Below are 21,263 nucleotides of genomic sequence, written 5' to 3'. Positions count from 1 at the left end.
AAGGGAGAATTGTGAAGCGCTTGGGCGGCTTACTCGGAGCGATCCCGGCAGCATGGTTGGCGCTCGCGCTGGTCTCCCCGGCGCCGACGGCGACCGCAGCGGTCGACACGGCGCACGCGTCGATCCCCGTGGACGCGGCCACATCGCTGCAGATGGAGGTCACCGCCAACTGCGTGGCGGCCGAGGGCACGTGCTTCTTTGATACCAGCGCCAATCTGCTTGGCCCGCAAGGTATCACCGGATTCCCCGGCGATCTGTGGGCGCGCCAGACGACGACGCTGCGCACGATGGATCGCTCCGTCTATGTGGATGCCAAATCCGATGCGCCCAATACCCGGATGTTCAAGTCGCTCACCGATATGGAGTTCACCACCATCTACTTCGGCGGTGGACCACCGGAGAAGTTCCGCCTGCACGGGCAGACCTGGCCGGTCGACATTCGCACGGGCACACCGCGCACCGACGTGCCGTTGATCGTGTGCGCGCACATCCAGGTGGTCTACGCGGGGGTCAACCTCACCTCGCCGGACGCCTGCGCGCAGGCCCCCTTCAGCTAGCGCGGTAGCCCGAGTAGGCGCTCGCCGGCCAGCGTGAGCAGGATCTGCTCGGTGCCACCGGCGATGGTCAGGCACCGCGTATTGAGGAAGTCGTGCACGGTGTCGTTCTCGACGATGCCGCCACCCTGCGACAGCTCCATCCGGAACTCCGAGAGCGCCTGGCGGTAGCGCACACCGATCAGCTTGCGCGCGCTGGCCTGCGGACCCTGGTCCTGGCCGCCCACCGCGAGTTCGGCGATCTTCTGATCCAGCAGCGCGCCGACCTGCGCGGCCACGATCAACGCCCCGAGCCGATCCTGTTCGGCGGCATCGAAATCCAGCGTCGCCACCGTCTTGAGCAGTTCTTCCATCGGGTTGTCCAACGCCGTACCTGCCGCCATCGCGACCCGTTCGTTGGCCAGCGTCGTGCGGGCCAGGCGCCAACCGTCGTTCACCTGCCCGACGACCATCTCGTCGGGGACGAAGACCTCGTCGAAGAACACCTCGTTGAACAGCTCGTCGCCGGTGATCTCGCGCAGCGGCCGGATGACGATGCCCGGCGAGGTCATGTCGACGAGAAAGTAGGTGATGCCCTTGTGTTTCGGCGCGTCTGGATCGGTCCTTGCCAAACAGACACCCCAGTGCGCCTTCTGCGCAGCCGAGGTCCACACCTTCTGCCCGGTCAGCTTCCAACCTGAGCTCTTTGCGCCGTCCGCGGTCACGCCTTCGGCCCGAACGGCTTTCGTGCGCAGCGCCGCCAAGTCCGAACCCGCGCCTGGCTCGCTGAAGAGCTGGCACCAGATGAGGTCGCCGCGCAGCGTGGGCGGCAGGAACCGTTCGATCTGTTCCGGGCTGCCGTGCTCGAGAATCGTTGGCGCGGCCCACCATCCGATCACCAGATCCGGGCGCACGACGTCGGCGGCCGCCAGTTCCTGATCGATCAGCAGTTGCTCGGCCGGCCCGGCGTCGCGGCCGTACGGGCGCGGCCAGTGCGGCGCCTGCAGACCCGCCTCGGCCAACGCGGCCTGACGCTTGTCGACCGGCAACCCGGCGATTTCTGCCACCGCAGAAGCGATTTCGGGCCGCAGGTGGGCCACCGAGTCGAGATCGATGTGCAGTTCGCGGCGCACTCCCTGCTGGGTGAGCGCCGAAATCCGCCGCAGCCAACGCTGCGCGCCACCGAGGAAATGCGCGATGCCGTAGGCCCGACGCAGATACAGGTGCGCGTCGTGCTCCCAGGTGATGCCGATGCCCCCGAGCACCTGGATGCAGTCCTTGGCGTTGGCCTTGGCCGCGTCGATGCCTGCCGCCGCGGCCACCGCGGCCGCGATCGACAGTTGCTGCCCGTCGGCTTCGGATGAGGCGGCTCTCGCGGCGTCCCTGGCCGCCACCGACGCCTGCTCCGAGCGCAGCAGCATCTCGGCGCACATGTGCTTCACGGCCTGGAAGCTGCCGATCGGCTTGCCGAACTGCTCACGCACCTTGGCGTAGTCGGTCGCGGTCTGCAGCGCCCAGCGGGCCAACCCGGCGGCCTCGGCGGCCAGCACCGTCGCGGCCAGGTCGGCGACCCGCTGGCTGGACGCGCTCAGCGTCTCGGCAGGCGCCGAATCCAGCACCACCCGTGCCAGCGGCCGAGAGAAATCGGTGGCCTTAAGGGCTTCGACCGACACCCCCTGACCGGTGGCGTCGACCACGACGAACGCGTCCCCGGCAGGCAGCACCAGCACCGCGGACGCGTCGGCGCCGAGCACGTACTCCGCGGTCCCCGACACCCGGCCGTCCTCGAGGCGCAGGTCAGCCGACAACGCGACCCCGGCCACCCGCTCACCGGACGCCAGCGCCTGCAGCAGATCCGAGCGCTCGACGACCAGGGTGGCCAACGCCGTGGTGGCAACCGGCCCGGGCGCCAGCGCGGCGGCCGCCTCGTCGATCATCGCGCACAAGTCCTCGGCCGTTCCGTCGGCGCCGCCGTGTTCCTCCGGCAACGCCACGCCGAATATCCCTAGCTGGGCCAACTTGTCGTACACCGGCCGCCAGGCGCCGGCGTTACCGTGCTCGACGTCGCGTGTGGCCTCGATCGCTCCCGAGCTCGCAGCCCAGCTCTGAACCAGTTCACGCGCGGCAAGCTGCTCGTCAGCAACGGTCTGATTGGACGACACCGACACCGAGACTCCTAGCGTTTGGGCGAGAAGGCGGTGCTCCTCACTAGAACGTGTTCTAATAGTGCCAGCGTTCGACCGTCAAGTCGACCGCCATTACAGCAGCACACGTCGGTGCCGTCGGTGCGCTGAGGTGAGAAAATGGGGATCTGCATGCGTATCGTTTTCAGCGAGCACGCAAGATGAAGGAGTCAACTGCCGCATGTCCGGCCCGCCGTCGCCAGCACGTACCAACCCTGAGCCAGGGTCGGGTTCGCGGCCGCGGCAGGTGATGAACGTGGCAGTGCTCGCCGAGTCCGAACTCGGATCAGAAGCCCAGCGGGAGCGCCGCAAGCGCATCCTCGACGCCACGCTGGCCATCGCCTCCAAAGGCGGCTACGAGGCGGTTCAGATGCGCGCGGTCGCCGAACGCGCCGACGTCGCGGTCGGCACGCTCTACCGCTACTTCCCGTCGAAGGTGCACCTGCTGGTCTCGGCGCTGGGCCGCGAGTTCGAACGCATCGACGCCAAGACCGACCGTTCGACGCTGACCGGCGGAACGCCCTATCAACGGCTGAACATCATGGTGGGCAAGCTCAACCGCGCGATGCAGCGCAACCCGCTGCTGACCGAGGCGATGACACGCGCGTTCGTGTTCGCAGACGCATCGGCGGCCGGTGAGGTTGATCACGTCGGCAAGCTGATGGATTCGATGTTCGCCCGCGCCATGAGCGACGGTGAACCGACCGAGGACCAGTACCACATCGCCCGGGTGATCTCGGATGTGTGGCTGTCGAACCTGCTGGCGTGGCTGACGCGGCGCGCGTCGGCGACCGACGTGGCCAAGCGCCTCGACCTTGCGGTGCGACTGCTCATCGGCGACGGCGAGCACCCTAAGATCTAGGCGTGCTTCCGGCCGACCTGCAGCGTGCGCTGATCGCGGCCGCCGCCGTGCCGCGACTGTTGGTCGCGTCCGACTTCGACGGCACGATGGCCCCCATCGTCGACAATCCGGCCGATGCCCGCCCCCTGTCTGATGCCGCCGATGCCCTTGGCCGCCTCGCAACACTGCCCGACACCGCGGCGGCGTTGATCTCCGGGCGCGCCTTGGAGGTGCTGCGCTCGCTGTCGGGGTACGCCCAGGGGTCGTCGGTGCATCTGGTCGGCAGCCACGGCGCCGAGTTCACCTCCGGGTTCACCCACGACATCGACCACGCGTTGCTGGATCGCATCACCGCGGAACTGAACGCGATCGCAGCCGACAAACCCGGTGTGACAGTCGAAACCAAGCCGGCCAGCGTCGCGCTGCACGTGCGCAACGCCTCGACCGCTGACGGGGAGGCGGCGCTGCATGCGGCGCGCGCGGCGTCCGGGTCGTGGGATGCGCAGGCCACCGCGGGTAAGGCGGTACTCGAGTTCGCGGTGATCCAGACCGATAAGGGGCTGGCGCTCGACATCCTGCGTGAGCAGGAAAACGCCTCGGCCGTGGTGTTTTTCGGCGACGACGTGACCGACGAGAAGGCGTTTCGCCGGTTGGGCGACTCCGACGTCGGGGTGAAGGTCGGCCCGGGCGAGTCGCTGGCAACCTACCGCGTCGACTCACCCGACGACGTCGCCGCCGCGCTGCAGTTCCTCCTCGCCGAAAGGGACAAACGGGCGTAAAAGTGCGAGTAAAACTGACCATTTCGTCGATCTCGGCGCCAACGTCGGCGCGCTAGGGCGCCGTGCTCACCCCCGATCAGATCGCCGCCCGTACCGCGCGGGCGGTGTCGGCCGCGACGGCGGCGGGCGTCGCCCTGGGACTGCAGGTCGACGACGCCCGGATCCTCTACGAGGCGTTCTCCGTAGTCGTGCACCTGGCGCCGTCGCCGGTGGTGGTGCGGGTGCCGACGGTGCTGCCGCCGTCATACGCGAAATCCCCGCAAGCCCAGACCGCCCAGCAGCGCGCCGAACTCGCGGTGATCGGTTGGCTCGCCGAACGCGGCCATCCGGTGGTCCCGCCGAGCCCGCTGGTGCCAGCCGAACCCGTTCGCCGCGACGGGTTCTCGATGACGTTCTGGCAGTTCGTCGAACAGGTGCCCGACGCCGAACCCGAAATGTCGGCGCGCATCGAAGAAACCGCCGGGATGCACGCCGCGCTGCGCGACTACGACGGTGACCTCGGGTTCTGGACACCCTTCAGCAAGTACATTCCTGACGGGCTGGCCGCACTGCAGCACCGCGACGATCTGCTGCCGAGTTCGGATCTTGCTCGCGCACAACGGGAGTGGGCGGTGATCGGCCCGATGCTCACCTCGCGCGCCACGTTCGCCACGGCGTTGCCGGGCGTCAGCCTGCAGACCATTCACGGGGATGCGCCCTACCACAACATGATCACCACCCCAGACGGTGAATTGTGGTCGGACTTCGAACTGGTCACGGTGGGCGCGGTCGAATCCGACCTGGCGCTGGTCGGGCCGGACGGCGTCGCGACGTACGACGCGGCAGCCGTCGCGCTCGGGTTGCGTCCGCTCGACCAGCGGGTGCTGCGGGTCACCGAGGCGGCGGCCCGGCTGGGCATCGTCGCCGCGCTGGCGATGGCCCCGGAGCTGCCGATGCTCGTCGAGGCCGTTGCACCGATGATCGGGGCGTGGCGCGAAACCCCGGAGCTGCGCGCGCTCTAGGTGGGTGGACCGCTGGTGCGGCCTCGCACGACTTCGGTGTCGAGCATGTCGATGACCGGCAGCCCGGATCGCGGCGGATGGTGCAGTAGCCGACCGGCGCGACGGCCCTTTTCGATGCTGGGCTGAACGATGGTGGTCAGCCCGCGCCGCAACGCCTCGGGCACCCCGTCGAAGCCGGTCACCGTCATCTGGCCCGGCACGTAGACGCCCTTGGCGCGCAGGTAGTCCATTGCCGACAGCGCCAGCACATCGGCGGTGCACATCAGCGCGGTCACTCGCGGGTTGGCCGCCAGCGCCACCTCGGCGGCCGCACCGCCCGACGTCGGCAGGTGCTCATAGCTTTCCACCACCGTCAGCGATGCGGGGTCCAGTCCGGCCGCCGTCATCGCGTCGTAGACACCCTGGATCCGCTCGCGCTGGACGTGAAAGTGCGGCATGCCCAACCGCTGCGGATCGGCCACCGTCGGTTGCGACGGTCGGTGCGGCCAGTCGCGGTCCAACCGCATGGTCAACAGGGCGATCTCGGTATGGCCAAGGCCCACAACGTATTCGGCGAGATGGCGCATGGCGCCGCGGTCGTCGATGCCGATCCGCGACAGGCCCGGTACATCCTTGGGCTGATCCACCACCACCACCGGCAGGTGCCGTTGCTGCACGACGGGCAGGTACGGATCGTCGTCGGAGGCCGAATACACGACGAAGCCGTCGACGCCGGCCGCCAGCACCGCGGCCGACCCCTCGCTGACGCTGCGGTTCGGCCCGATCGCCACCAGCAGCAACCCCTGACCGGCCTCTTCACACGATTCGGCGAGACCGGCGACGAAGTCCAGGGCCGCAGGGTCGCTGAACGAGTAGTTGAGCGGTTCGGTGATCATCAGGCCGACGGCGCCGGCCCTGCGGGTGCGCAGCGAGCGCGCCACCGGGTCGGGGCCGGGATAGCCCAACCGCTTCGCGGTCGCGAGCACACGTTCTCGCAGGTCAGCCGACAGTTGGTCGGGACGGTTGTAGGCGTTGGAGACGGTGGTCCGCGAGACCTTGAGCTCGGCGGCCAGCGAGGCCAGGGTCGCACGCCGCCTGGGCGTGGGACTCCTTGACATGCTCTGCCACGTTAGCCGATCGACTTGCGCGTTCCCGGCTACCGTGCAGTAGAGTTTTTGGAAACGGTTTTCATTGTTATCTGGATGCTTTAGGGAGTTGCGCATGCGTGCAGCGGTGGCCGCCGTCGCGGCCGTGGCGATGACGGTCGGGCTGGCCGGGTGTACCCAACCGCCTCAAGAAGACAGCGGCGCCGCCACCGTCGTTGCCTCCACCGACGTGTGGGGCAGCGTCGCCGATGCGGTCGCAGGCGAACACGCGACGGTCACCTCCATCGTCAACGGCACCGTCGCCGACCCGCACTCGTTCCAGGCCACCCCCGCCGACGCCGCCGCGATCACCGACGCGTCGCTGGTGGTCTACAACGGCGGCCACTACGACCACTGGGTGGACGAGGTGCTGGCCGACAACCCCGACGTGGCGACCGTCGACGCGTACTCACTGCGCGCCGACCCGCGGCCGTCGGCCAACGAACACGTCTTCTACGACCCCGCCACCGCGCAGGTCGTGGCCGCCCGTATCGCCGACCGGCTCACCGAGATCGACCCCGACAACGCCGCCGCCTACCGCGCCAACGCGGCCGCGTTCGGCGCAGGCGCCGACGCGATCCTGGCGAGCGAGCGGGCCATCGGACAAGCCCACCCCGGCGCGTCGGTGGTGGTGACCGAACCCGTCGCGCACTACCTGCTGGCCAACGCGGGCATCACCGACAAGACCCCCGAGGGCTTTACCAACGCGATCGAAGAAGACGCCGACCCCGCACCGGCCGACCTCGCCACGATGCTCGACCTGATCAACAACCACGAAGTCGCTGCGCTGCTGTTCAACCCGCAGACCGAAACCGCAGTCACCAAGCAGCTGCACCAGGCCGCCACCCGCGCCGCGGTGCCGGTCGTCACGGTCACCGAAACCCTTCCCGAGAACACCGACTACCTGACCTGGCAGCGGAACACCGTTGAGCAGTTGGCCAGCCAGTTGGATAAGTCGGCGCTGGCGAGCCGATAATCTGTGGCCGTGGACGTCGTCGCCGAGCTGACCGGCGCCCGCCTGGCGTTCGGCGACCGGGTGCTGTGGGATCAGCTCGACCTGGCGGTGGGCGCCGGTGAATTCCTCGCGATCCTCGGCCCCAACGGCACCGGTAAGACGTCGCTGCTCAAGGTGTTGCTCGGCCAGCTGCCGTTGACCGCGGGCACCGTGACGGTCTGCGGCAGCGCGGTCGAAAAGGGCAGCCGGAGAATCGGTTACGTGCCTCAGCACCGATCCGTCGACCAGGGTTTGGCGTTGCGCGGACGCGACCTCGTCGGCCTCGGATACGATGGGCACCGGTGGGGCATCACCACATTGCGGAGCCGGGCCACCAAACGCGGCGCCGTCGAACGGGCTCTCGCAGAGGTCAACGGGCAGCCGCTGGCGCCGGTGCCGGTCGGGGTGATGTCGGGCGGCGAGTTGCAACGGCTGCGCGTCGCCCAGGCGCTGACCACCGACCCGGTGCTGCTGCTGTGCGATGAGCCGTTGCTCAACCTCGACCCCGCCAACGCCCGGTTGGTGTCGAGGCTGATCGACGCCAGGCGACGCGAGGCAGGCACCGCGGTGCTGTTCGTCACCCACGAGGTCAATCCCGTTGTGCCGTATGTGGATAAGGTGCTCTACCTGGTCGACGGCCGGTTCCGAATCGGCACGGTCGAGGAGGTGATGACCTCGGCCACGCTATCGGAGTTGTACCGCGCCGACATCGAGGTGGTGAAGGTCGGCAGCCGCTACGTCGTCGTCGGCGAGCACATCGACCACTCCGGGCATGCGAGCGGACACGTGCATGACTGACCGGCTCACCGACCTGCTGCACAACCTGCTCTCGTTCGAGATCACCGCGGACCTGCTGCACCGCGACTTCGTTCAGCAGGCGCTGCTGGCCGCCGCGCTGCTGGCGTTGGTGTCTGGGCTGATCGGCCCGTTCATCGTGATGCGGCAGATGTCGTTCGCGGTGCACGGGTCCAGCGAGTTGTCGCTCACCGGAGCGGCTTTCGCGCTGCTGGCCGGGTTCAACGTGGGGATCGGCGCGTTGGTCGGCTGCGCGCTGGCCGCCGTGCTGTTCGGCTTTCTGGGACAGCGTGCCCGCGAACGGGATTCGGCGATCGGCGTGGTGTTGGCCTTCGGCCTCGGGCTTGCGGTGTTGTTCATCCACTTGTACCCGGGCCGCACGGGCACGAGTTTTGCGTTGTTGACCGGCCAGATCGTCGGCGTCGGGTATTCGGGGCTGGCGTTGTTGGCGGTGGTGTCGGTGGCCGTGGTCGCCGTGCTGGTGGTGTCCTATCGGCCGCTGCTGTTCGCGACCGTCGACCCAGAGGTGGCGGCTGGGCGGGGAGTTCCGGTGCGCGCGTTGGGGATCGTGTTCGCAGCGCTGGTGGGGGTCACCGCCGCGCAGGGCGTGCAGATCGTCGGGGCGCTGCTGGTGATGTCGCTGCTGATCACCCCGGCGGCCGCCGCCGCGCGGGTGTTCGCCTCTCCCGGGGCCACCATCGCGGCGTCGGTGGTCTTCGCCGAGATCTCCGCGGTCGGCGGCATCGTGCTGTCGTTGGCGCCCGGTGTGCCGGTGTCGGTTTTCGTCACGATCATCTCGTTCGCGATCTTCCTGGTGTGCTGGGCGCTGGGGCGTCGCACCCGCGCCTCCTCGGCCGGCTAGCCGCGCGCGACCGGACGCCCTGGGTCGCAACACCATTGCGACCACGAACCCGGGTACAGCGCAATGTCTCGGCCTGCTGCGGCCAATGCCGCGACGACGACCGCCGCGGTGACGCCTGAACCGCAGTACGCGCCGACCGCGTCGTCGCCGGTCAGCGAGATCAGCTCCGCCTCCGGCAGGAAGGTGCCGTCCTCGGCCAGCAGGCTGGTGCTCGGGACGTTTCGCGCACCCGGAATGTGCCCGGCCACAGGGTCGATGGGCTCGACGTCACCGCGGAACCGTTCGGGGGCACGCGCGTCCAGCAGCGGCACACCGGCGGCCTGCGCGGCGGTCAACGTGCGGCGCGCGCCGGCATACAGATCGTCGTACCCGACGGTGACGTCACCCGGTTCGGGTGTGACGACGCCGGTTTCCAACGCGCCGCCTGCCGCCGTCCACGCCGCCAGCCCGCCGTCGAGGATGCGCACGTCGGCGATGCCTGCCGCGGTCAGCACCCACCACGCCCGCGCGGAACCCGCTCGGTTCCAGTCGTCGTACACCACCACCGGCACCCCAGCCCGCACACCCCACCGTCGCGCCGCGGCCTCGACGTCGCGACCCGACGGCAACGGATGGCGCCCCTGTCCGGTCACGGTGTGATCGGACAGTTCGTCTTCCAGCGACACGTACACCGCACCGGGGATGTGGCCGCGCGCGTGTGCGGCGCGGCCGTCGGGTTCTGCCAGCTCCCAACGGACATCGAGGATCGTCGGCCGCTCACCCGCCTCAAGGCGCTGCGCGAGCGCGGTGGCGCCGATCAGGACATGCTCACAGGTCACCCGATGATCGTGCCACCTCACCAGGTCCCGTCGCTTCGCTCGCCCCATATGCTGTCCGGGGTGAGCAGCCACGCGTTCAGTCCCGCCGAGCGGCGCGCGGTCTACCGGGCGATCGCCGAGCGCCGTGACATGCGACGCTTCGTGCCGGACAGCACGGTCGACGAGGACGTGCTGGGCCGGTTGTTGCACGCCGCGCACGCCGCGCCCAGCGTCGGGCTGATGCAGCCGTGGCGGTTCATCCGGATCACCGACCGCCGGTTACGCAGGCAGATCCACGACCTCGTCGACGAGGAGCGGTTGCGTACCGCGCGCGCGTTGGGGCCGCGCGGTGAAGAGTTTTTGGCGCTCAAGGTCGAGGGCATCCTGGAATGCGCCGAGCTTTTCGTGGTGGCGCTGGGCGACGGCCGCGATGCGCACGTGTTCGGTAGGCGCACGCTGCCGCAGATGGATCTGGCGTCGGTGTCGTGCGCGATCCAGAACCTGTGGCTGGCGGCCCGTGCCGAAGGGCTCGGCATGGGTTGGGTGTCGATCTTCGAACCCGCCCGGCTCGCCGAACTGCTCGACATCCCCGAGGGCGCCGAGCCGGTGGCGATTCTGTGCCTGGGCCCGGTCCCGGAGTTTCCCGACCGGCCCGCGCTCGAGATCGACGACTGGGCACACGCGCGGCCGCTGGCCGATTTTGTCTCCGAGAACCGCTGGCGACCCGCCGCATTAGGCTGGAGGCATGGCTGACGCCAATGCCCTGCACATCGACCTGAACGCCGACCTCGGTGAGAGTTTCGGCGTCTGGCAGTTCGGTGACGACGCCGCCATGCTCGACATGGTGACCAGCGCCAACGTGGCGTGCGGCTTCCACGCCGGCGACGCGGCGACGCTGGCGCGCACCTGCCGGGCCGCCGTCGAACGCGGGGTGCGGATCGGCGCGCAGGTCGGCTACCAGGACATGGCGGGTTTCGGCCGCCGCTTCATCGACGTCGCGCCCGAGGAACTGACCGCCGACGTCATCTACCAGATCGGCGCGCTGCAGGCACTCGCGCAGGCGGCGGGTTCGACCGTGCGCTACGTCAAACCTCACGGTGCGCTGTACAACGCGATCGTCACCAACCGGGACCAGGCCCGCGCGGTGGCCGAGGCGGTGCACACCGTCGACCGGGAGCTGCCGGTGCTCGGGCTGGCCGGTTCGGCCTTCTTCGCCGAGGCGCAGGAGCTGGGCCTGCGCACGGTGTCCGAGGTGTTCGCCGACCGCGCGTACCGCCCTGACGGACAACTTGTTTCGCGCCGCGAACGCAACGCCGTGCTGCACGACGTGGACGAGATCGCCGAGCGGGTGGCGTCGATGGTCGCGACCGGACGGGTGGACGCGGTCGACGGGTCGAAGATCTCGGTCAGCGTCGAATCGGTGTGCATTCATGGGGATTCGCCGGGCGCGGTGGAGATCGCGAACGCGGTTCGGGCGCGGTTGCTCAAAGAGGGCGTCGAGCTCAAGCCGTTCTCTTGAGCCCGCAGTCGTGACATTTGGCACCACCGGATGCGCGGTAGTACAGACAGCAGCTGCGCCGCCGGAACTGCAGAACAGGGCCGGTGAGAATCCCTGTCCCGGTGAGTTTTCCGGTCGCCAACAGCGTTTCGGTCATCGCGACTATCCCAGGCTGCAGGTCCGGCCGTGCGGTGATCAGCGCGCGCGAGGCCGCGACCAACGCCGACGCTGCGTTGCCGTAGAGCAGTCCGCGAGCCAACTTGACGCGTAGCCCGTCGGCGAGCGGTTCGAGATGTTGTTCCACCACAACCTGATAAAGCGCATCGGCGCTGGGCACCACGGGTGCGGCGACGGCGTGCGCCAACCGCAACGCGGTGCTGTCGTCCTTGCGGTAGAGCTCGGTGAGGTCGGGTACGACGCCGAAGCCGAGCGCGCAGGCCAGCACCGGTGACCACAGCCGTGAGGCGTGGCTGAGCTGAACGGTCGAGGCCGCGATCCGGCGGTCGCGGCTGCGGTAGCGGTCGACGGTGATGTCGATGAGGTCCTCGCAACCGTCGGCGTAACAGCGCTGGACCGGCCGCCAGCCTCGGTCGTCGCCGCCGACCGTGATCGTGAAGAATCCGCCGTAGCAGGCGATTTCGGACAGCGGCGCGACGATGTTCACAGCCCGACCTCCTGGGGAAATCCGCCCCGGTTGTGGTGAGGTGGCGACGACGGTGAGTGTCTGGCTCTCAGGTCGCGTCGACCCGATCACAGTGGCGGGACCGCGCCGGAATTGCACCGGCTTCCTCGGATTCGCCGTCGCCTTTGCGCAGTGATATTGCCACAGGCGAGCCTGCGAATAGAGTTGCGGCATGCGTTTGAAGCCCGGGCGGCCGAGGTTGGCGGACTACACGCAGTACTTCGACGCGCCCGCGGCGAGCGCCGACTCCGCGCTGACCGTCACTTGGGCCGGGGTCGCCACGCTGCTCGTGGACGACGGCCGCTCCGCGGTGATGACCGACGGCTTCTTTTCCCGGCCCGGCCTGGCGGAACTGGGCCTGCGCAAGCTGTCCCCATCGGCGCCGCGCATCGACGGTTACCTGGCCCGGATGGGTGTCGACCGGCTCGACGCCGTGCTGCCCGTACACACGCACTACGACCACGCGATGGACAGCGCGGTGGTCGCCGAACGCACCGGCGCCAAGCTGGTGGGCGGCACCTCGACGGCCCATGTCGGTCGTGGTGGGCGGCTGCCGGAAGACCGTCTGATGGTCGTCGCGTCCGGCGAGACGGTGACCCTCGGCGACTACGACGTCACGCTGATCGAGAGCCAGCACAGCCCGCCCGACCGGTTTCCCGGCGTCATCACCGAACCGATCGTGCCGCCGGTGAGGGTGTCGGCGTACCGGTGTGGCGAAGCGTGGTCGACGCTGCTGCATCATCGGGAATCGGGCCGGCGCCTGCTGATCCAGGGCAGCGCCGGGTTCGTCCGGGGAGCGCTGGCGGGCCAGCATGCCGAGGTGGTCTGCCTGGGCGTCGGGCAACTCGGTCTGCAGCCGGAGCGCTATCTGGTCGACTACTGGACCGAGACGGTCCGCACCGTCGGTGCCCGCCGCGTGCTGCTGATCCACTGGGACGACTTCTTCCGTCCGCTGCACAAGCCGTTGCGCGCACTGCCGTACGCCACCGACGACCTGGATGTCTCGATGCGGGTGCTGTCGCGGCTGGCCGCCGACGACGGCGTGAAGCTGCACCTGCCGACGCTCTGGCAGCGCAGCGATCCGTGGATCTGACGCTGGCGCTGCTCGCGCTGGTCGTCGTGGTGACCTTTGCGGCTGTGCGCCCGCATAAGTGGCCCGAGGTGATCGTCGCGCTGCCCGCGGTGGCAATGCTGATCGGGTTCGGGGTGATCTCGGTTTCCGACGCGATCGCGGAGATCAAAAGCCTGTTGCCGGTGGTCGGCTTTCTCGCGGCCGTGCTGGTGCTGGCCCGGCTCTGCGACGACGAAGGCGTCTTCCGCGCCGCAGGAGCGGTGATGGCGCGCACCAGCGCCGGTAGTCAGAACCGGCTTTTCGCAAAGGTTTTCGTGGCCGCTGCGATGACGACCGCGGTGCTGAGCCTGGACGCGACGGTCGTACTGCTCACCCCGGTGGTGCTGGCGACGGCGCGGATACTTGCCGTACCCCCCAAAGCCCACGCCTACGCCACGGCGCACCTGGCCAACAGTGCCTCACTGCTTCTTCCGGTCTCGAACCTGACGAACCTGTTGGCGTTCACCGCGGCCGGAATCTCGTTTCTACATTTCACCGCCGTCATGGCACTGCCCTGGCTGGCGGCGATAGCCGTCGAATTCCTCGTGCTGCGCTGGGTTTTCGCCGGCGAGCTTTCGGTCCCGGCTACACCTGCAGTGGCTGCTCAGACGGTGCGCGTTCCGGTGCTGCCGCTGGTGATACTGGGATTGACGTTGCTCGGTTTCGGTGTCGTCTCGACGCTGGGGTTCTCGCCGGCGTGGGCCGCGCTTGCCGGGGTGGTGGTGCTCGCCACTCATGGCCTCCTGCGGCGCACCAGTAGTGTGCGCGGCATGGCGGCGGCGGCCGATGTGCCGTTCCTGGTGTTCGTGCTGTGTCTGGGTGTGGTGGTCGACGCCGTGATCGTCAACGGCGTGGGGGCCACGATGCGCGATGTGCTGCCGACCGGTCACGGCTTGGCGGCGCTGTTGGTCCTCGCGGTGGTGGCCGCGGTGTTGTCCAACATGGTCAACAACCTGCCTGCCGTGCTGGTGCTGCTGCCGCTGGTGTCGTCGCCTGCGGCCGTGCTGGCCGTGTTGATCGGCGTGAACATCGGACCGAACCTGACCTACATCGGGTCGCTGGCCAACCTGCTGTGGCGCAGCGTCGTCCGTCGTGAAATGCCGGCTCGTGCAGGTGAATTCAGCCGCATCGGGCTGTGCACGGTGCCGCTCACTCTGGTGGCGTCGGTGCTGGCGCTGTGGGTGAGCATCGAGCTGTTCGGCGTGTGATTCAGCCGCGGCGCTGGCGGGCGATCTCGGCGAGCACCACGCCCGCGGCCACCGACGCGTTCAGCGACTCCGTCGGCCCCGCCATCGGAATCGACACCACGGTATCGCAGTTCTCGCGGACCAGGCGTGACAATCCCTTGCCCTCCGAGCCGACCACCACAACCATCGGCCCCTCGCCGTCGAGTTCGTCGACCGTGGTGTCCCCACCCGCGTCCAGGCCCACCACCTGCAAGCCCGCGTCGGCCCAACTCTTCAGCGTCCTATTGAGATTCGTCGCGCGTGCCACCGGCAGCCGCGCCGCGGCGCCCGCGCTGGTGCGCCACGCCACCGCCGTGACCGAGGCCGATCGTCGCTGCGGGATCAACACGCCGTGCCCGCCGAACGCGGCGACCGATCGCACGATCGCTCCGAGGTTGCGGGGGTCGGAGATGTTGTCCAATGCCACCAGCAGCGCCGGGCCGCCATCGGCGGTCGCGGCTGCCAGAAGATCGTCGGGATGGGCGTAGACGTACGGCGGCACCTGCAGCGCCAGACCCTGATGCAGCCCGTTGGCGGCGATGCGGTCGAGGTCGTGGCGGGGCACCTCGAGTATCGAGATGTTCGAATCGGCAGCGATGCGAACGGATTCGGTCAACCGCTCGTCGGCCTCCGCCCCGAGTGCAACGTACAGCGCGGTGGCGGGGACCCCGGCGCGCAGGCACTCCAGCACCGGGTTGCGGCCCAACACGACCTCGGTGTCGTCGGTTTTGCGGGCCGGGCGCCGCGCAGCCTTGGCAGCTCGTTTGGCCGCAGGGTGATTGGGTCGCTTGTGCGCGGGCGGGGTGGCACCGCGGCCCTCCAAGCCGCGTCTGCGCACACCACCGGACCCGACCGTCGGCCCCTTCTTGGTCCCGGGCTTGCGCACTGCCCCGCGGCGCCGTGAATTTCCAGCCATCTACTTCGTGTACCCGTCCAGCAGCGTCCACTGCGGTCCGTCGGCGGTGTCGGTGACCTCGATGCCGGCTTCCTTGAGCCGGTCGCGGATCGCGTCGGCCTCCGCCCAGTCCCGTCGTTCCCGGGCATCTTGGCGGCGCTGGATCTCACCGGCGACCAGCACCTCGACGGCCCGTAGCGCGGCCGACGTAGCGTCCTTTGACTCCCAGCGCTCATCTAGGGGGTCGGCGCCGAGGATGGCCAACATCGCCCGGATCGACATCGCCTTCGTGAGCGCGGTTTCGTGGTCACCCGCGTCCAGCGCCCGGTTGCCCTCCGCGCGCGCGGCGTGTACTTCGGCCAGCGCCGCGGGCACCGCGAGATCGTCGTCGAGCGCGGCGGCGAAGGCCGGTGTCCATTCCCCGGGCGTGACGGCCCCGACGCGGTTTCGCACCCGGTGCAGGAAGTCCTCGACGCCGGTGTAGGCGCGGGCGGCGTCGGCCAACGCGGCCTCGGAGAACTCGAGCATCGAGCGGTAGTGCGCGCTGCCCAGGTAGTACCGCAGTTCGGCGGCGCGGACCCGTTGCAGCACAGCGGGAATCGCGAGCACGTTACCCAGCGATTTGCTCATCTTCTCCCCGCCCATGGTGACCCAGCCGTTGTGCAGCCAGAACCGCGCGAACCCATCGCCTGCGGCCTCAGCCTGCGCGATCTCGTTCTCGTGGTGCGGGAACACCAGATCCATCCCGCCGGCGTGGATGTCGAACTCGGCGCCGAGGTAGGCCTCGCACATCGCCACGCACTCGGTGTGCCAACCCGGCCTGCCCCGTCCCCACGGCGTGGGCCAGGACGGCTCACCGGGTTTGGCGCCCTTCCACAGCGTGAAGTCACGTTGGTCGCGTTTACCGCTGGCCACCCCCTCGCCCTGGTGCACGTCGTCGATCCGGTGGCCGGACAGCTTGCCGTATTCGGGCTGGCTGAGCACGTCGAAGTACACGTCGCCGCCGGCGGCGTAGGCGTGGCCACGGTCGATCAGCCGCTCGATCAATTCGATCATCTGGGTGATGTGGCCGGTGGCGCGTGGCTCAGCCGAGGGCGGAAGCACGCCCAGCGCGTCGTAGGCGGCCGTGAACGCGCGTTCGTAGGTGGCCGCCCATTCCCACCACGGTCGGCCCGCGTCGGCGGCTTTGGTGAGGATCTTGTCGTCGATATCGGTGACGTTGCGGATGAACGCCACGTCGTAGCCCTTGGCCATCAGCCAGCGTCGCAGCACGTCAAACGCCACCCCGCTGCGGACGTGCCCGATGTGCGGCAGGCCCTGTACGGTCGCGCCGCACAGGTAGATCGACACGTGACCGGGTTTGACCGGCACGAAATCGCGGACGGCACCGCTCATGGTGTCGTGGAGCCGCATGGCAGGGGCTCCGGCGCGATTGGTCACGACGCGCCAGCTTACCGGCCTATTTGTCCAGATCCCGCATCGGCCGCACCGCGGTCAGTGACCACGAGGGCCGTGGCGATCGCGGCCAGGCCCTCACCGCGCCCGGTGAGCCCGAGGCCGTCGGTCGTCGTCGCCGACACCGAAACCGGGGCATCCAACAATTCCGAGAGCAGCTGCTGCGCCTCGCCGCGTCGTGGACCGACCTTGGGTTGGTTGCCGATCACCTGGACGGCGGCGTTGCCGACGCGGAAACCGGCCGCCGAGACGAGTTCGCGCACGTGGCGCAACATGTCGGCACCGCTCACACCGCGCCATTCCGGTCGGCCCGTTCCGAAAACCTCGCCGATGTCGCCCAGCCCGGCGGCAGACAGCAACGCGTCGCACAACGCATGCGCGGCCACATCACCATCGGAGTGGCCGGCGCATCCGTCGGCGTCATCGAAGGACAGGCACAGCAGCCAGCACGGCCGCCCGGCTTCGATGGGGTGAACGTCGGTGCCGAGCCCGACTCTGGGCAGGCTCTTCGCCGACATGATGGCCGTCAGGAGGCGGCGGCCAGGACCTCGTCGAGAATGCTCGACGCCTTCGCGTCGTCGGTGTTCTCGGCCAGCGCCAGCTCACCGACCAGAATCTGGCGCGCCTTGGCCAGCATCCGCTTCTCGCCCGCGGACAGACCGCGTTCCTGGTCCCGGCGCCACAGGTCACGAACCACTTCGGCGACCTTGTTGACGTCCCCGGAAGCCAGCTTCTCCAGGTTGGCCTTGTACCGGCGCGACCAGTTGGTGGGTTCTTCGGTGTGCGGAGCACGGAGAACCTGGAACACCTTGTCCAGCCCCTCCTGGCCGACCACATCGCGCACCCCGACGTACTCAGCGTTCTCGGCGGGCACTCGAACCGTGAGGTCCCCTTGGGCAACCTTCAAGACGAGATATTCCTTTTGCTCGCCTTTAATCGTTCGGGTTTCAATCGCTTCAATCAACGCAGCACCGTGGTGGGGATAGACAACGGTGTCTCCGACCTTGAAAATCATCAGTTTCGAGCCCCTTTCACATCTCAATGTTAGCACGGGGCCAAGACACGCGTGCACCAACTGTGCAGGTCAGGGGCACCGCAGGTGGCGGTCAGGGGTTGACACATTGATGAATACGTGCAAGGCCGCGACCCTTTAGGGCTTCCACCTGAGCTTGGGTCCGCCCTCCGCTACCGCCTGCTTCGAGCACCTACTACTGTGCATAGTCGAATCCCGCGACCGTGTTCGGTCGCCTCGACGGTCGAGCAGGAGGCACGTGTGGACCGTTTCAAAATGGCCGCTAGCGGGCTGGCCGCCGCCGTCTTAGTCGGCGGAGCGCTGGCTGGCTGCGGCGCCGGGCAGGTTTCGCAGACCGCGACGCAGGAGGCGGCGGTCAACGGCACCAGCGCAAACGTCGGCGAGATCGCGCTGCGCAACATCCACCTGCAGGTCACGCAGACGTCGGACTACGTTCAGCCCGGCACCGACGTCGAGTTGATTTTTCTGGCGTCCAACCAGTCGCGGGAGGTCGACGACAAACTGTTGGCCGTGAGCTCCGAGGTGGGCTCGGTGACGCTGACCGGTGATACCGCCATTCCGGCGGGCGGTGCGCTGGTCGTGGGTGCACCGGACGGGCAGATCACGCCGCTGGAGGGGGTGGAGGCCGCCGAGGCAGCTGAGGCCACGGTGTCGCTGACCAAGCCGATCACCAACGGCCTGACCTACGACTTCACCTTCAACTTCGAGAAGGCCGGTGAAGCCACCGTCACGGTGCCGTTGTCTCCAGGTGAGGCACCGCGCCGTGATCCCGTGCAGGACAGCGGTGAGGCAGGCGGCCACTCGGGCGGTCACTGACCGCGCCAATCACGACACGGCAGTTCAGCGCCCCGGTTCTGTCGGTACGCGGGGCTAACGTCACAGCGTGGCCAAAGCTCAGCGTGCGCAGTATCGCTGCTCGGAATGCCACCATCTGACACCCAAGTGGGTGGGCCGCTGCCCGGAGTGCGGCACCTGGGGCACCGTCGACGAGACGACCGTGCTGGCCGCGGTCGCCGGAGCCGCTGTTCGGCGCGCCGTCGCCCCTACCTCACCGGCCGTTCCGATCAGCTCCATCGACCCGGGCCGCACCCGGCACTTCCACACCGGCGTCGCCGAACTCGACCGGGTGCTCGGCGGCGGGCTGGTGCCCGGCTCGGTGACGCTGCTGGCCGGCGATCCAGGCGTCGGCAAGTCGACGCTGCTGCTGGAGGTTGCACACCAGTGGGCGAAGGCGGGCAAACGCGCGCTGTATCTGTCCGGTGAGGAGTCCGCGGGCCAGATCCGGATGCGGGCCGAGCGCACCGGCTGCACACACGACGAGGTCTATCTGGCCGCCGAATCGGATCTGTCGACCGCACTCGGCCACATCGAGGTGGTGCAGCCCAGCCTGGTGGTTGTCGACTCGGTGCAGACCATGTCGACCACCGAGGCCGACGGGGTCACCGGCGGCGTCACCCAGGTGCGCGCGGTCACCACCGCGCTGACCAACGCCGCCAAGACATCCGGCGTCGCGCTGATTCTGGTCGGCCACGTCACCAAGGACGGCGCCATCGCCGGTCCGCGCTCACTGGAGCACCTCGTCGACGTCGTGTTGCACTTCGAGGGCGACCGCGCGTCGGCGCTGCGTATGGTCCGCGGCGTCAAGAACCGGTTTGGTGCCGCCGACGAAGTCGGCTGTTTCCTGTTGCACGACAACGGAATCGAAGGTGTTGCCGATCCGTCTGGGCTGTTTCGCGACCAGCGACCCAAACCGGTGGCGGGCACCGCGATCACGGTGACGCTCGACGGTAAGCGGCCGCTGATCGGTGAGGTGCAGGCGCTGATCGGGCCCGCGGCCAACGGGACGGCGCGCCGGGCGGTCAGCGGCATCGACTCCTCGCGCGCCGCGATGATCACCGCAGTGCTCGACAAACACGCCCAGCTGGCCGTCAGCGGTCACGACATCTACCTGTCCACGGTCGGGGGCATGCGGCTGACCGATCCGTCGGCGGATCTGGCGATAGCGGTCGCGATCGCGTCGTCCTCGATGAACCTGCCGGTGCCCGCGGCCGTGGTCGCCATCGGCGAGGTCGGGCTGGCCGGGGACCTGCGCCGCGTCGCCGGGATGGATCGTCGGCTGGCCGAGGCCGCGCGGCTGGGCTTCACCCGCGCCGTGGTGCCACCGGGGGTGTCATCGGTGCCGGCCGGGTTGCGCGCGATCACGGCCGACAACATCGGCGCGGCATTGCGGGTTTTGCGAGATATCAGCAAAGATATCGGTTAACGGCGGCCGAGCCTAGGAGGGACGATGGCCGTGAAAGCGGGCGGCCGGTCTGGGCGCACAGTGGTGCCGTTGGCCAGACCCACCATGCGCGAGACGCTTGCCCGGCTCGCCCCGGGCACCGCCCTGCGCGACGGCCTGGAACGCATCCTGCGCGGCCGCACCGGGGCCCTGATCGTGATCGGCTACGACGACAGCGTGGAGGCCATCTGCGACGGCGGCTTCTCGCTGGACGTGCGTTATGCGCCGACCCGGCTGCGTGAACTGTCGAAGATGGACGGCGCCGTGGTGCTCTCCAGCGACGGCAGCCGCATCCTGCGGGCAAATGTGCAGCTGGTTCCCGACCCGTCGATCCCCACCGAAGAGTCCGGCACGCGGCACCGCTCGGCGGAGCGCACGGCCATCCAGACCGGCTGTCCGGTGATCTCGGTGAGCCATTCGATGAGCATCGTGACGGTCTATGTCGCCGGCGAGCGCCATGTGGTGCCCGATTCGGCGACCATCCTGTCGCGGGCCAACCAGACCATCGACACGCTGGAGCGCTACAAGACCCGCCTCGACGAGGTCAGCAGGCAGTTGTCGACGGCCGAGATCGAGGACTTCGTGACGTTGCGCGACGTGATGACGGTGGTGCAGCGACTCGAGATGGTGCGCCGCATCAGCCTGGAGATCGACGCCGACGTGGTCGAGCTGGGCACCGACGGACGTCAGCTCAAGCTTCAGGTCGAGGAGCTGGTCGGGGACAACGATGCCGCGCGCGAGTTGATTGTGCGCGACTACCACGCCAACCCGGATCCGCCGACCGCCGCGCAGGTGAGCGCCACGCTGGAAGAACTCGACGGGCTGTCCGACAACGAGCTGCTCGACTTCACCACGCTGGCAAGGGTTTTCGGATATCCGTCGACGGCCGAGGCGCAGGACTCAGCGATGAGCTCACGGGGCTACCGGGCGATGGCCGGTATTCCACGGCTGCAGTTCGCACACGTCGATCTGCTGGTGCGCTCCTTCGGCTCACTGCAGGGCTTGTTGGCGGCCAGCGCGGGCGATCTGCAGTCGGTGGATGGCATCGGTTCGATGTGGGCGCGCCATATCCGCGAGGGCCTGTCGCAGTTGGCCGAGTCCACGATCGCCGACCGGCTGGCGTAATTCCTGCGCCGAGATCGACGTTTGGGCGCGATTTACTCGCGCTTTCCC

General features: G+C 68.8%; 22 protein-coding genes and 1 riboswitch. Of the genes, 14 read left to right on the top strand and 8 right to left on the bottom strand.

Features of this window, described 5'->3' with window-relative positions:
* Positions 1-11 precede the first annotated feature (11 nt).
* The gene (locus tag ABQE93_RS07235; protein ID WP_448411395.1) at positions 12-557 is read left to right on the top strand and encodes a hypothetical protein; all 546 of its coding nucleotides are present in this window, start codon (positions 12-14) and stop codon (positions 555-557) included.
* Here the strand turns inward: ABQE93_RS07235 and ABQE93_RS07230 are convergent.
* On the bottom strand, positions 554-2,695 hold the full coding sequence (locus tag ABQE93_RS07230; protein ID WP_448411393.1) for an acyl-CoA dehydrogenase family protein: 2,142 nt from the start codon (positions 2,693-2,695) through the stop codon (positions 554-556). The two genes, ABQE93_RS07235 and ABQE93_RS07230, sit on opposite strands and share 4 nt — an antisense overlap.
* A gap of 202 nt (positions 2,696-2,897) precedes the next feature.
* Here ABQE93_RS07230 and kstR point away from each other — a divergent pair, with 202 nt between their 5' ends.
* The 3 genes from kstR to ABQE93_RS07215 all read left to right on the top strand — a co-directional run bounded on the left by kstR (position 2,898) and on the right by ABQE93_RS07215 (position 5,337).
* Positions 2,898-3,578 (top strand): cholesterol catabolism transcriptional regulator KstR, encoded by a 681-nt coding sequence (gene kstR, locus ABQE93_RS07225; RefSeq protein ID WP_448411391.1) that lies wholly within the window; start codon positions 2,898-2,900, stop codon positions 3,576-3,578.
* Positions 3,579-3,580: 2 nt separating this feature from the next.
* Positions 3,581-4,336, top strand: a complete 756-nt coding sequence (gene otsB / locus ABQE93_RS07220) for a trehalose-phosphatase (RefSeq protein ID WP_448411389.1) — start codon at positions 3,581-3,583, stop codon at positions 4,334-4,336.
* Between the two features lie 62 nt (positions 4,337-4,398).
* Complete coding sequence (locus ABQE93_RS07215) at positions 4,399-5,337, top strand: phosphotransferase (protein ID WP_448411387.1); 939 nt, start codon at positions 4,399-4,401, stop codon at positions 5,335-5,337.
* Here the strand turns inward: ABQE93_RS07215 and ABQE93_RS07210 are convergent.
* Positions 5,334-6,434 (bottom strand): Rv3575c family transcriptional regulator, encoded by a 1,101-nt coding sequence (locus tag ABQE93_RS07210; protein ID WP_448411386.1) that lies wholly within the window; start codon positions 6,432-6,434, stop codon positions 5,334-5,336. The two genes, ABQE93_RS07215 and ABQE93_RS07210, sit on opposite strands and share 4 nt — an antisense overlap.
* A gap of 103 nt (positions 6,435-6,537) precedes the next feature.
* On the opposite strand from ABQE93_RS07210, the gene ABQE93_RS07205 reads away from it, so the two are divergent.
* The 3 genes from ABQE93_RS07205 to ABQE93_RS07195 are packed head-to-tail and all read left to right on the top strand — an operon-like array spanning position 6,538 to position 9,112.
* The gene (locus tag ABQE93_RS07205) at positions 6,538-7,437 is read left to right on the top strand and encodes a metal ABC transporter solute-binding protein, Zn/Mn family (RefSeq protein WP_448411384.1); all 900 of its coding nucleotides are present in this window, start codon (positions 6,538-6,540) and stop codon (positions 7,435-7,437) included.
* A 3-nt stretch (positions 7,438-7,440) separates the two neighbouring features.
* Positions 7,441-8,253: a metal ABC transporter ATP-binding protein gene (locus ABQE93_RS07200; RefSeq protein WP_448411382.1), complete on the top strand. Its 813-nt coding sequence runs from the start codon at positions 7,441-7,443 to the stop codon at positions 8,251-8,253.
* On the top strand, positions 8,246-9,112 hold the full coding sequence (locus tag ABQE93_RS07195; protein ID WP_448411380.1) for a metal ABC transporter permease: 867 nt from the start codon (positions 8,246-8,248) through the stop codon (positions 9,110-9,112). The genes ABQE93_RS07200 and ABQE93_RS07195 overlap by 8 nt, the downstream gene beginning before the upstream one ends.
* Here the strand turns inward: ABQE93_RS07195 and ABQE93_RS07190 are convergent.
* Entirely contained in the window at positions 9,109-9,930 is an 822-nt protein-coding gene (locus tag ABQE93_RS07190; protein WP_448411378.1) for a sulfurtransferase, read from the bottom strand. The genes ABQE93_RS07195 and ABQE93_RS07190 overlap by 4 nt on opposite strands.
* 60 nt (positions 9,931-9,990) lie before the next feature.
* On the opposite strand from ABQE93_RS07190, the gene bluB reads away from it, so the two are divergent.
* Both bluB and ABQE93_RS07180 read left to right on the top strand, forming a co-directional pair.
* Positions 9,991-10,662 (top strand): 5,6-dimethylbenzimidazole synthase, encoded by a 672-nt coding sequence (gene bluB, locus ABQE93_RS07185; RefSeq protein WP_448411376.1) that lies wholly within the window; start codon positions 9,991-9,993, stop codon positions 10,660-10,662.
* On the top strand, positions 10,655-11,428 hold the full coding sequence (locus tag ABQE93_RS07180; protein ID WP_448411374.1) for a LamB/YcsF family protein: 774 nt from the start codon (positions 10,655-10,657) through the stop codon (positions 11,426-11,428). The genes bluB and ABQE93_RS07180 overlap by 8 nt, the downstream gene beginning before the upstream one ends.
* On the opposite strand, the gene ABQE93_RS07175 is transcribed toward ABQE93_RS07180, so the two are convergent.
* Positions 11,412-12,071, bottom strand: coding sequence for a (2Fe-2S)-binding protein (locus tag ABQE93_RS07175; RefSeq protein WP_448411372.1), 660 nt, complete (start codon positions 12,069-12,071; stop codon positions 11,412-11,414). The genes ABQE93_RS07180 and ABQE93_RS07175 overlap by 17 nt on opposite strands.
* Positions 12,072-12,105: 34 nt before the next feature.
* Positions 12,106-12,225: riboswitch (cobalamin riboswitch) on the bottom strand.
* A gap of 36 nt (positions 12,226-12,261) precedes the next feature.
* Here ABQE93_RS07175 and ABQE93_RS07170 point away from each other — a divergent pair.
* Together ABQE93_RS07170 and ABQE93_RS07165 are read left to right on the top strand one after the other, a co-directional pair.
* On the top strand, positions 12,262-13,182 hold the full coding sequence (locus ABQE93_RS07170) for an MBL fold metallo-hydrolase (RefSeq protein WP_448411371.1): 921 nt from the start codon (positions 12,262-12,264) through the stop codon (positions 13,180-13,182).
* A complete protein-coding gene (locus ABQE93_RS07165; RefSeq protein WP_448411369.1) occupies positions 13,173-14,408 on the top strand; it encodes an SLC13 family permease in 1,236 nt (411 codons plus the stop codon). The genes ABQE93_RS07170 and ABQE93_RS07165 overlap by 10 nt, the downstream gene beginning before the upstream one ends.
* A 1-nt stretch (position 14,409) precedes the next feature.
* Here ABQE93_RS07165 and rlmB read toward each other — a convergent pair whose 3' ends face one another.
* From rlmB to carD, 4 genes are read right to left on the bottom strand one after another with little or no spacing between them, the layout of a single operon-like run.
* A complete protein-coding gene (rlmB, locus tag ABQE93_RS07160) occupies positions 14,410-15,342 on the bottom strand; it encodes a 23S rRNA (guanosine(2251)-2'-O)-methyltransferase RlmB (RefSeq protein WP_448411367.1) in 933 nt (310 codons plus the stop codon).
* The gene (gene cysS, locus ABQE93_RS07155; RefSeq protein WP_448411426.1) at positions 15,343-16,734 is read right to left on the bottom strand and encodes a cysteine--tRNA ligase; all 1,392 of its coding nucleotides are present in this window, start codon (positions 16,732-16,734) and stop codon (positions 15,343-15,345) included.
* Positions 16,735-16,772: 38 nt separating this feature from the next.
* The gene (gene ispF / locus ABQE93_RS07150) at positions 16,773-17,294 is read right to left on the bottom strand and encodes a 2-C-methyl-D-erythritol 2,4-cyclodiphosphate synthase (protein WP_448411365.1); all 522 of its coding nucleotides are present in this window, start codon (positions 17,292-17,294) and stop codon (positions 16,773-16,775) included.
* Positions 17,295-17,302: 8 nt separating this feature from the next.
* Entirely contained in the window at positions 17,303-17,791 is a 489-nt protein-coding gene (gene carD / locus ABQE93_RS07145; protein WP_046752935.1) for an RNA polymerase-binding transcription factor CarD, read from the bottom strand.
* A gap of 258 nt (positions 17,792-18,049) precedes the next feature.
* On the opposite strand from carD, the gene ABQE93_RS07140 reads away from it, so the two are divergent.
* The 3 genes from ABQE93_RS07140 to disA all read left to right on the top strand — a co-directional run bounded on the left by ABQE93_RS07140 (position 18,050) and on the right by disA (position 21,215).
* Positions 18,050-18,625 carry a copper chaperone PCu(A)C domain-containing protein gene (locus tag ABQE93_RS07140; protein WP_448411363.1) on the top strand — a complete coding sequence of 192 codons (576 nt, stop codon included), beginning with the start codon at positions 18,050-18,052 and terminating at the stop codon, positions 18,623-18,625.
* Positions 18,626-18,692: 67 nt separating this feature from the next.
* Complete coding sequence (gene radA / locus ABQE93_RS07135) at positions 18,693-20,072, top strand: DNA repair protein RadA (RefSeq protein ID WP_448411361.1); 1,380 nt, start codon at positions 18,693-18,695, stop codon at positions 20,070-20,072.
* Positions 20,073-20,096: 24 nt separating this feature from the next.
* Positions 20,097-21,215 carry a DNA integrity scanning diadenylate cyclase DisA gene (gene disA, locus ABQE93_RS07130; RefSeq protein WP_448411359.1) on the top strand — a complete coding sequence of 373 codons (1,119 nt, stop codon included), beginning with the start codon at positions 20,097-20,099 and terminating at the stop codon, positions 21,213-21,215.
* Positions 21,216-21,263 lie beyond the last annotated feature (48 nt).

The sequence above is a fragment of the Mycolicibacterium sp. XJ662 genome, from assembly GCF_053484035.1.
The sequence above is the reverse complement of the archived record's forward strand: the minus strand, read 5'-3'. Positions and strand labels throughout refer to the sequence as shown.

Coding starts and splice junctions, on each gene's coding strand:
- cysS (WP_448411426.1), bottom strand. CDS start 16,734: ATGCGGCTCCACGACACCATGAGCGGTGCCGTCCGCGATTTCGTGCCG.
- ABQE93_RS07195 (WP_448411380.1), top strand. CDS start 8,246: ATGACTGACCGGCTCACCGACCTGCTGCACAACCTGCTCTCGTTCGAG.
- disA (WP_448411359.1), top strand. CDS start 20,097: ATGGCCGTGAAAGCGGGCGGCCGGTCTGGGCGCACAGTGGTGCCGTTG.
- rlmB (WP_448411367.1), bottom strand. CDS start 15,342: ATGGCTGGAAATTCACGGCGCCGCGGGGCAGTGCGCAAGCCCGGGACC.
- carD (WP_046752935.1), bottom strand. CDS start 17,791: ATGATTTTCAAGGTCGGAGACACCGTTGTCTATCCCCACCACGGTGCT.
- ABQE93_RS07210 (WP_448411386.1), bottom strand. CDS start 6,434: ATGTCAAGGAGTCCCACGCCCAGGCGGCGTGCGACCCTGGCCTCGCTG.
- ABQE93_RS07180 (WP_448411374.1), top strand. CDS start 10,655: ATGGCTGACGCCAATGCCCTGCACATCGACCTGAACGCCGACCTCGGT.
- ABQE93_RS07170 (WP_448411371.1), top strand. CDS start 12,262: ATGCGTTTGAAGCCCGGGCGGCCGAGGTTGGCGGACTACACGCAGTAC.
- ABQE93_RS07205 (WP_448411384.1), top strand. CDS start 6,538: ATGCGTGCAGCGGTGGCCGCCGTCGCGGCCGTGGCGATGACGGTCGGG.
- kstR (WP_448411391.1), top strand. CDS start 2,898: ATGTCCGGCCCGCCGTCGCCAGCACGTACCAACCCTGAGCCAGGGTCG.
- ispF (WP_448411365.1), bottom strand. CDS start 17,294: ATGTCGGCGAAGAGCCTGCCCAGAGTCGGGCTCGGCACCGACGTTCAC.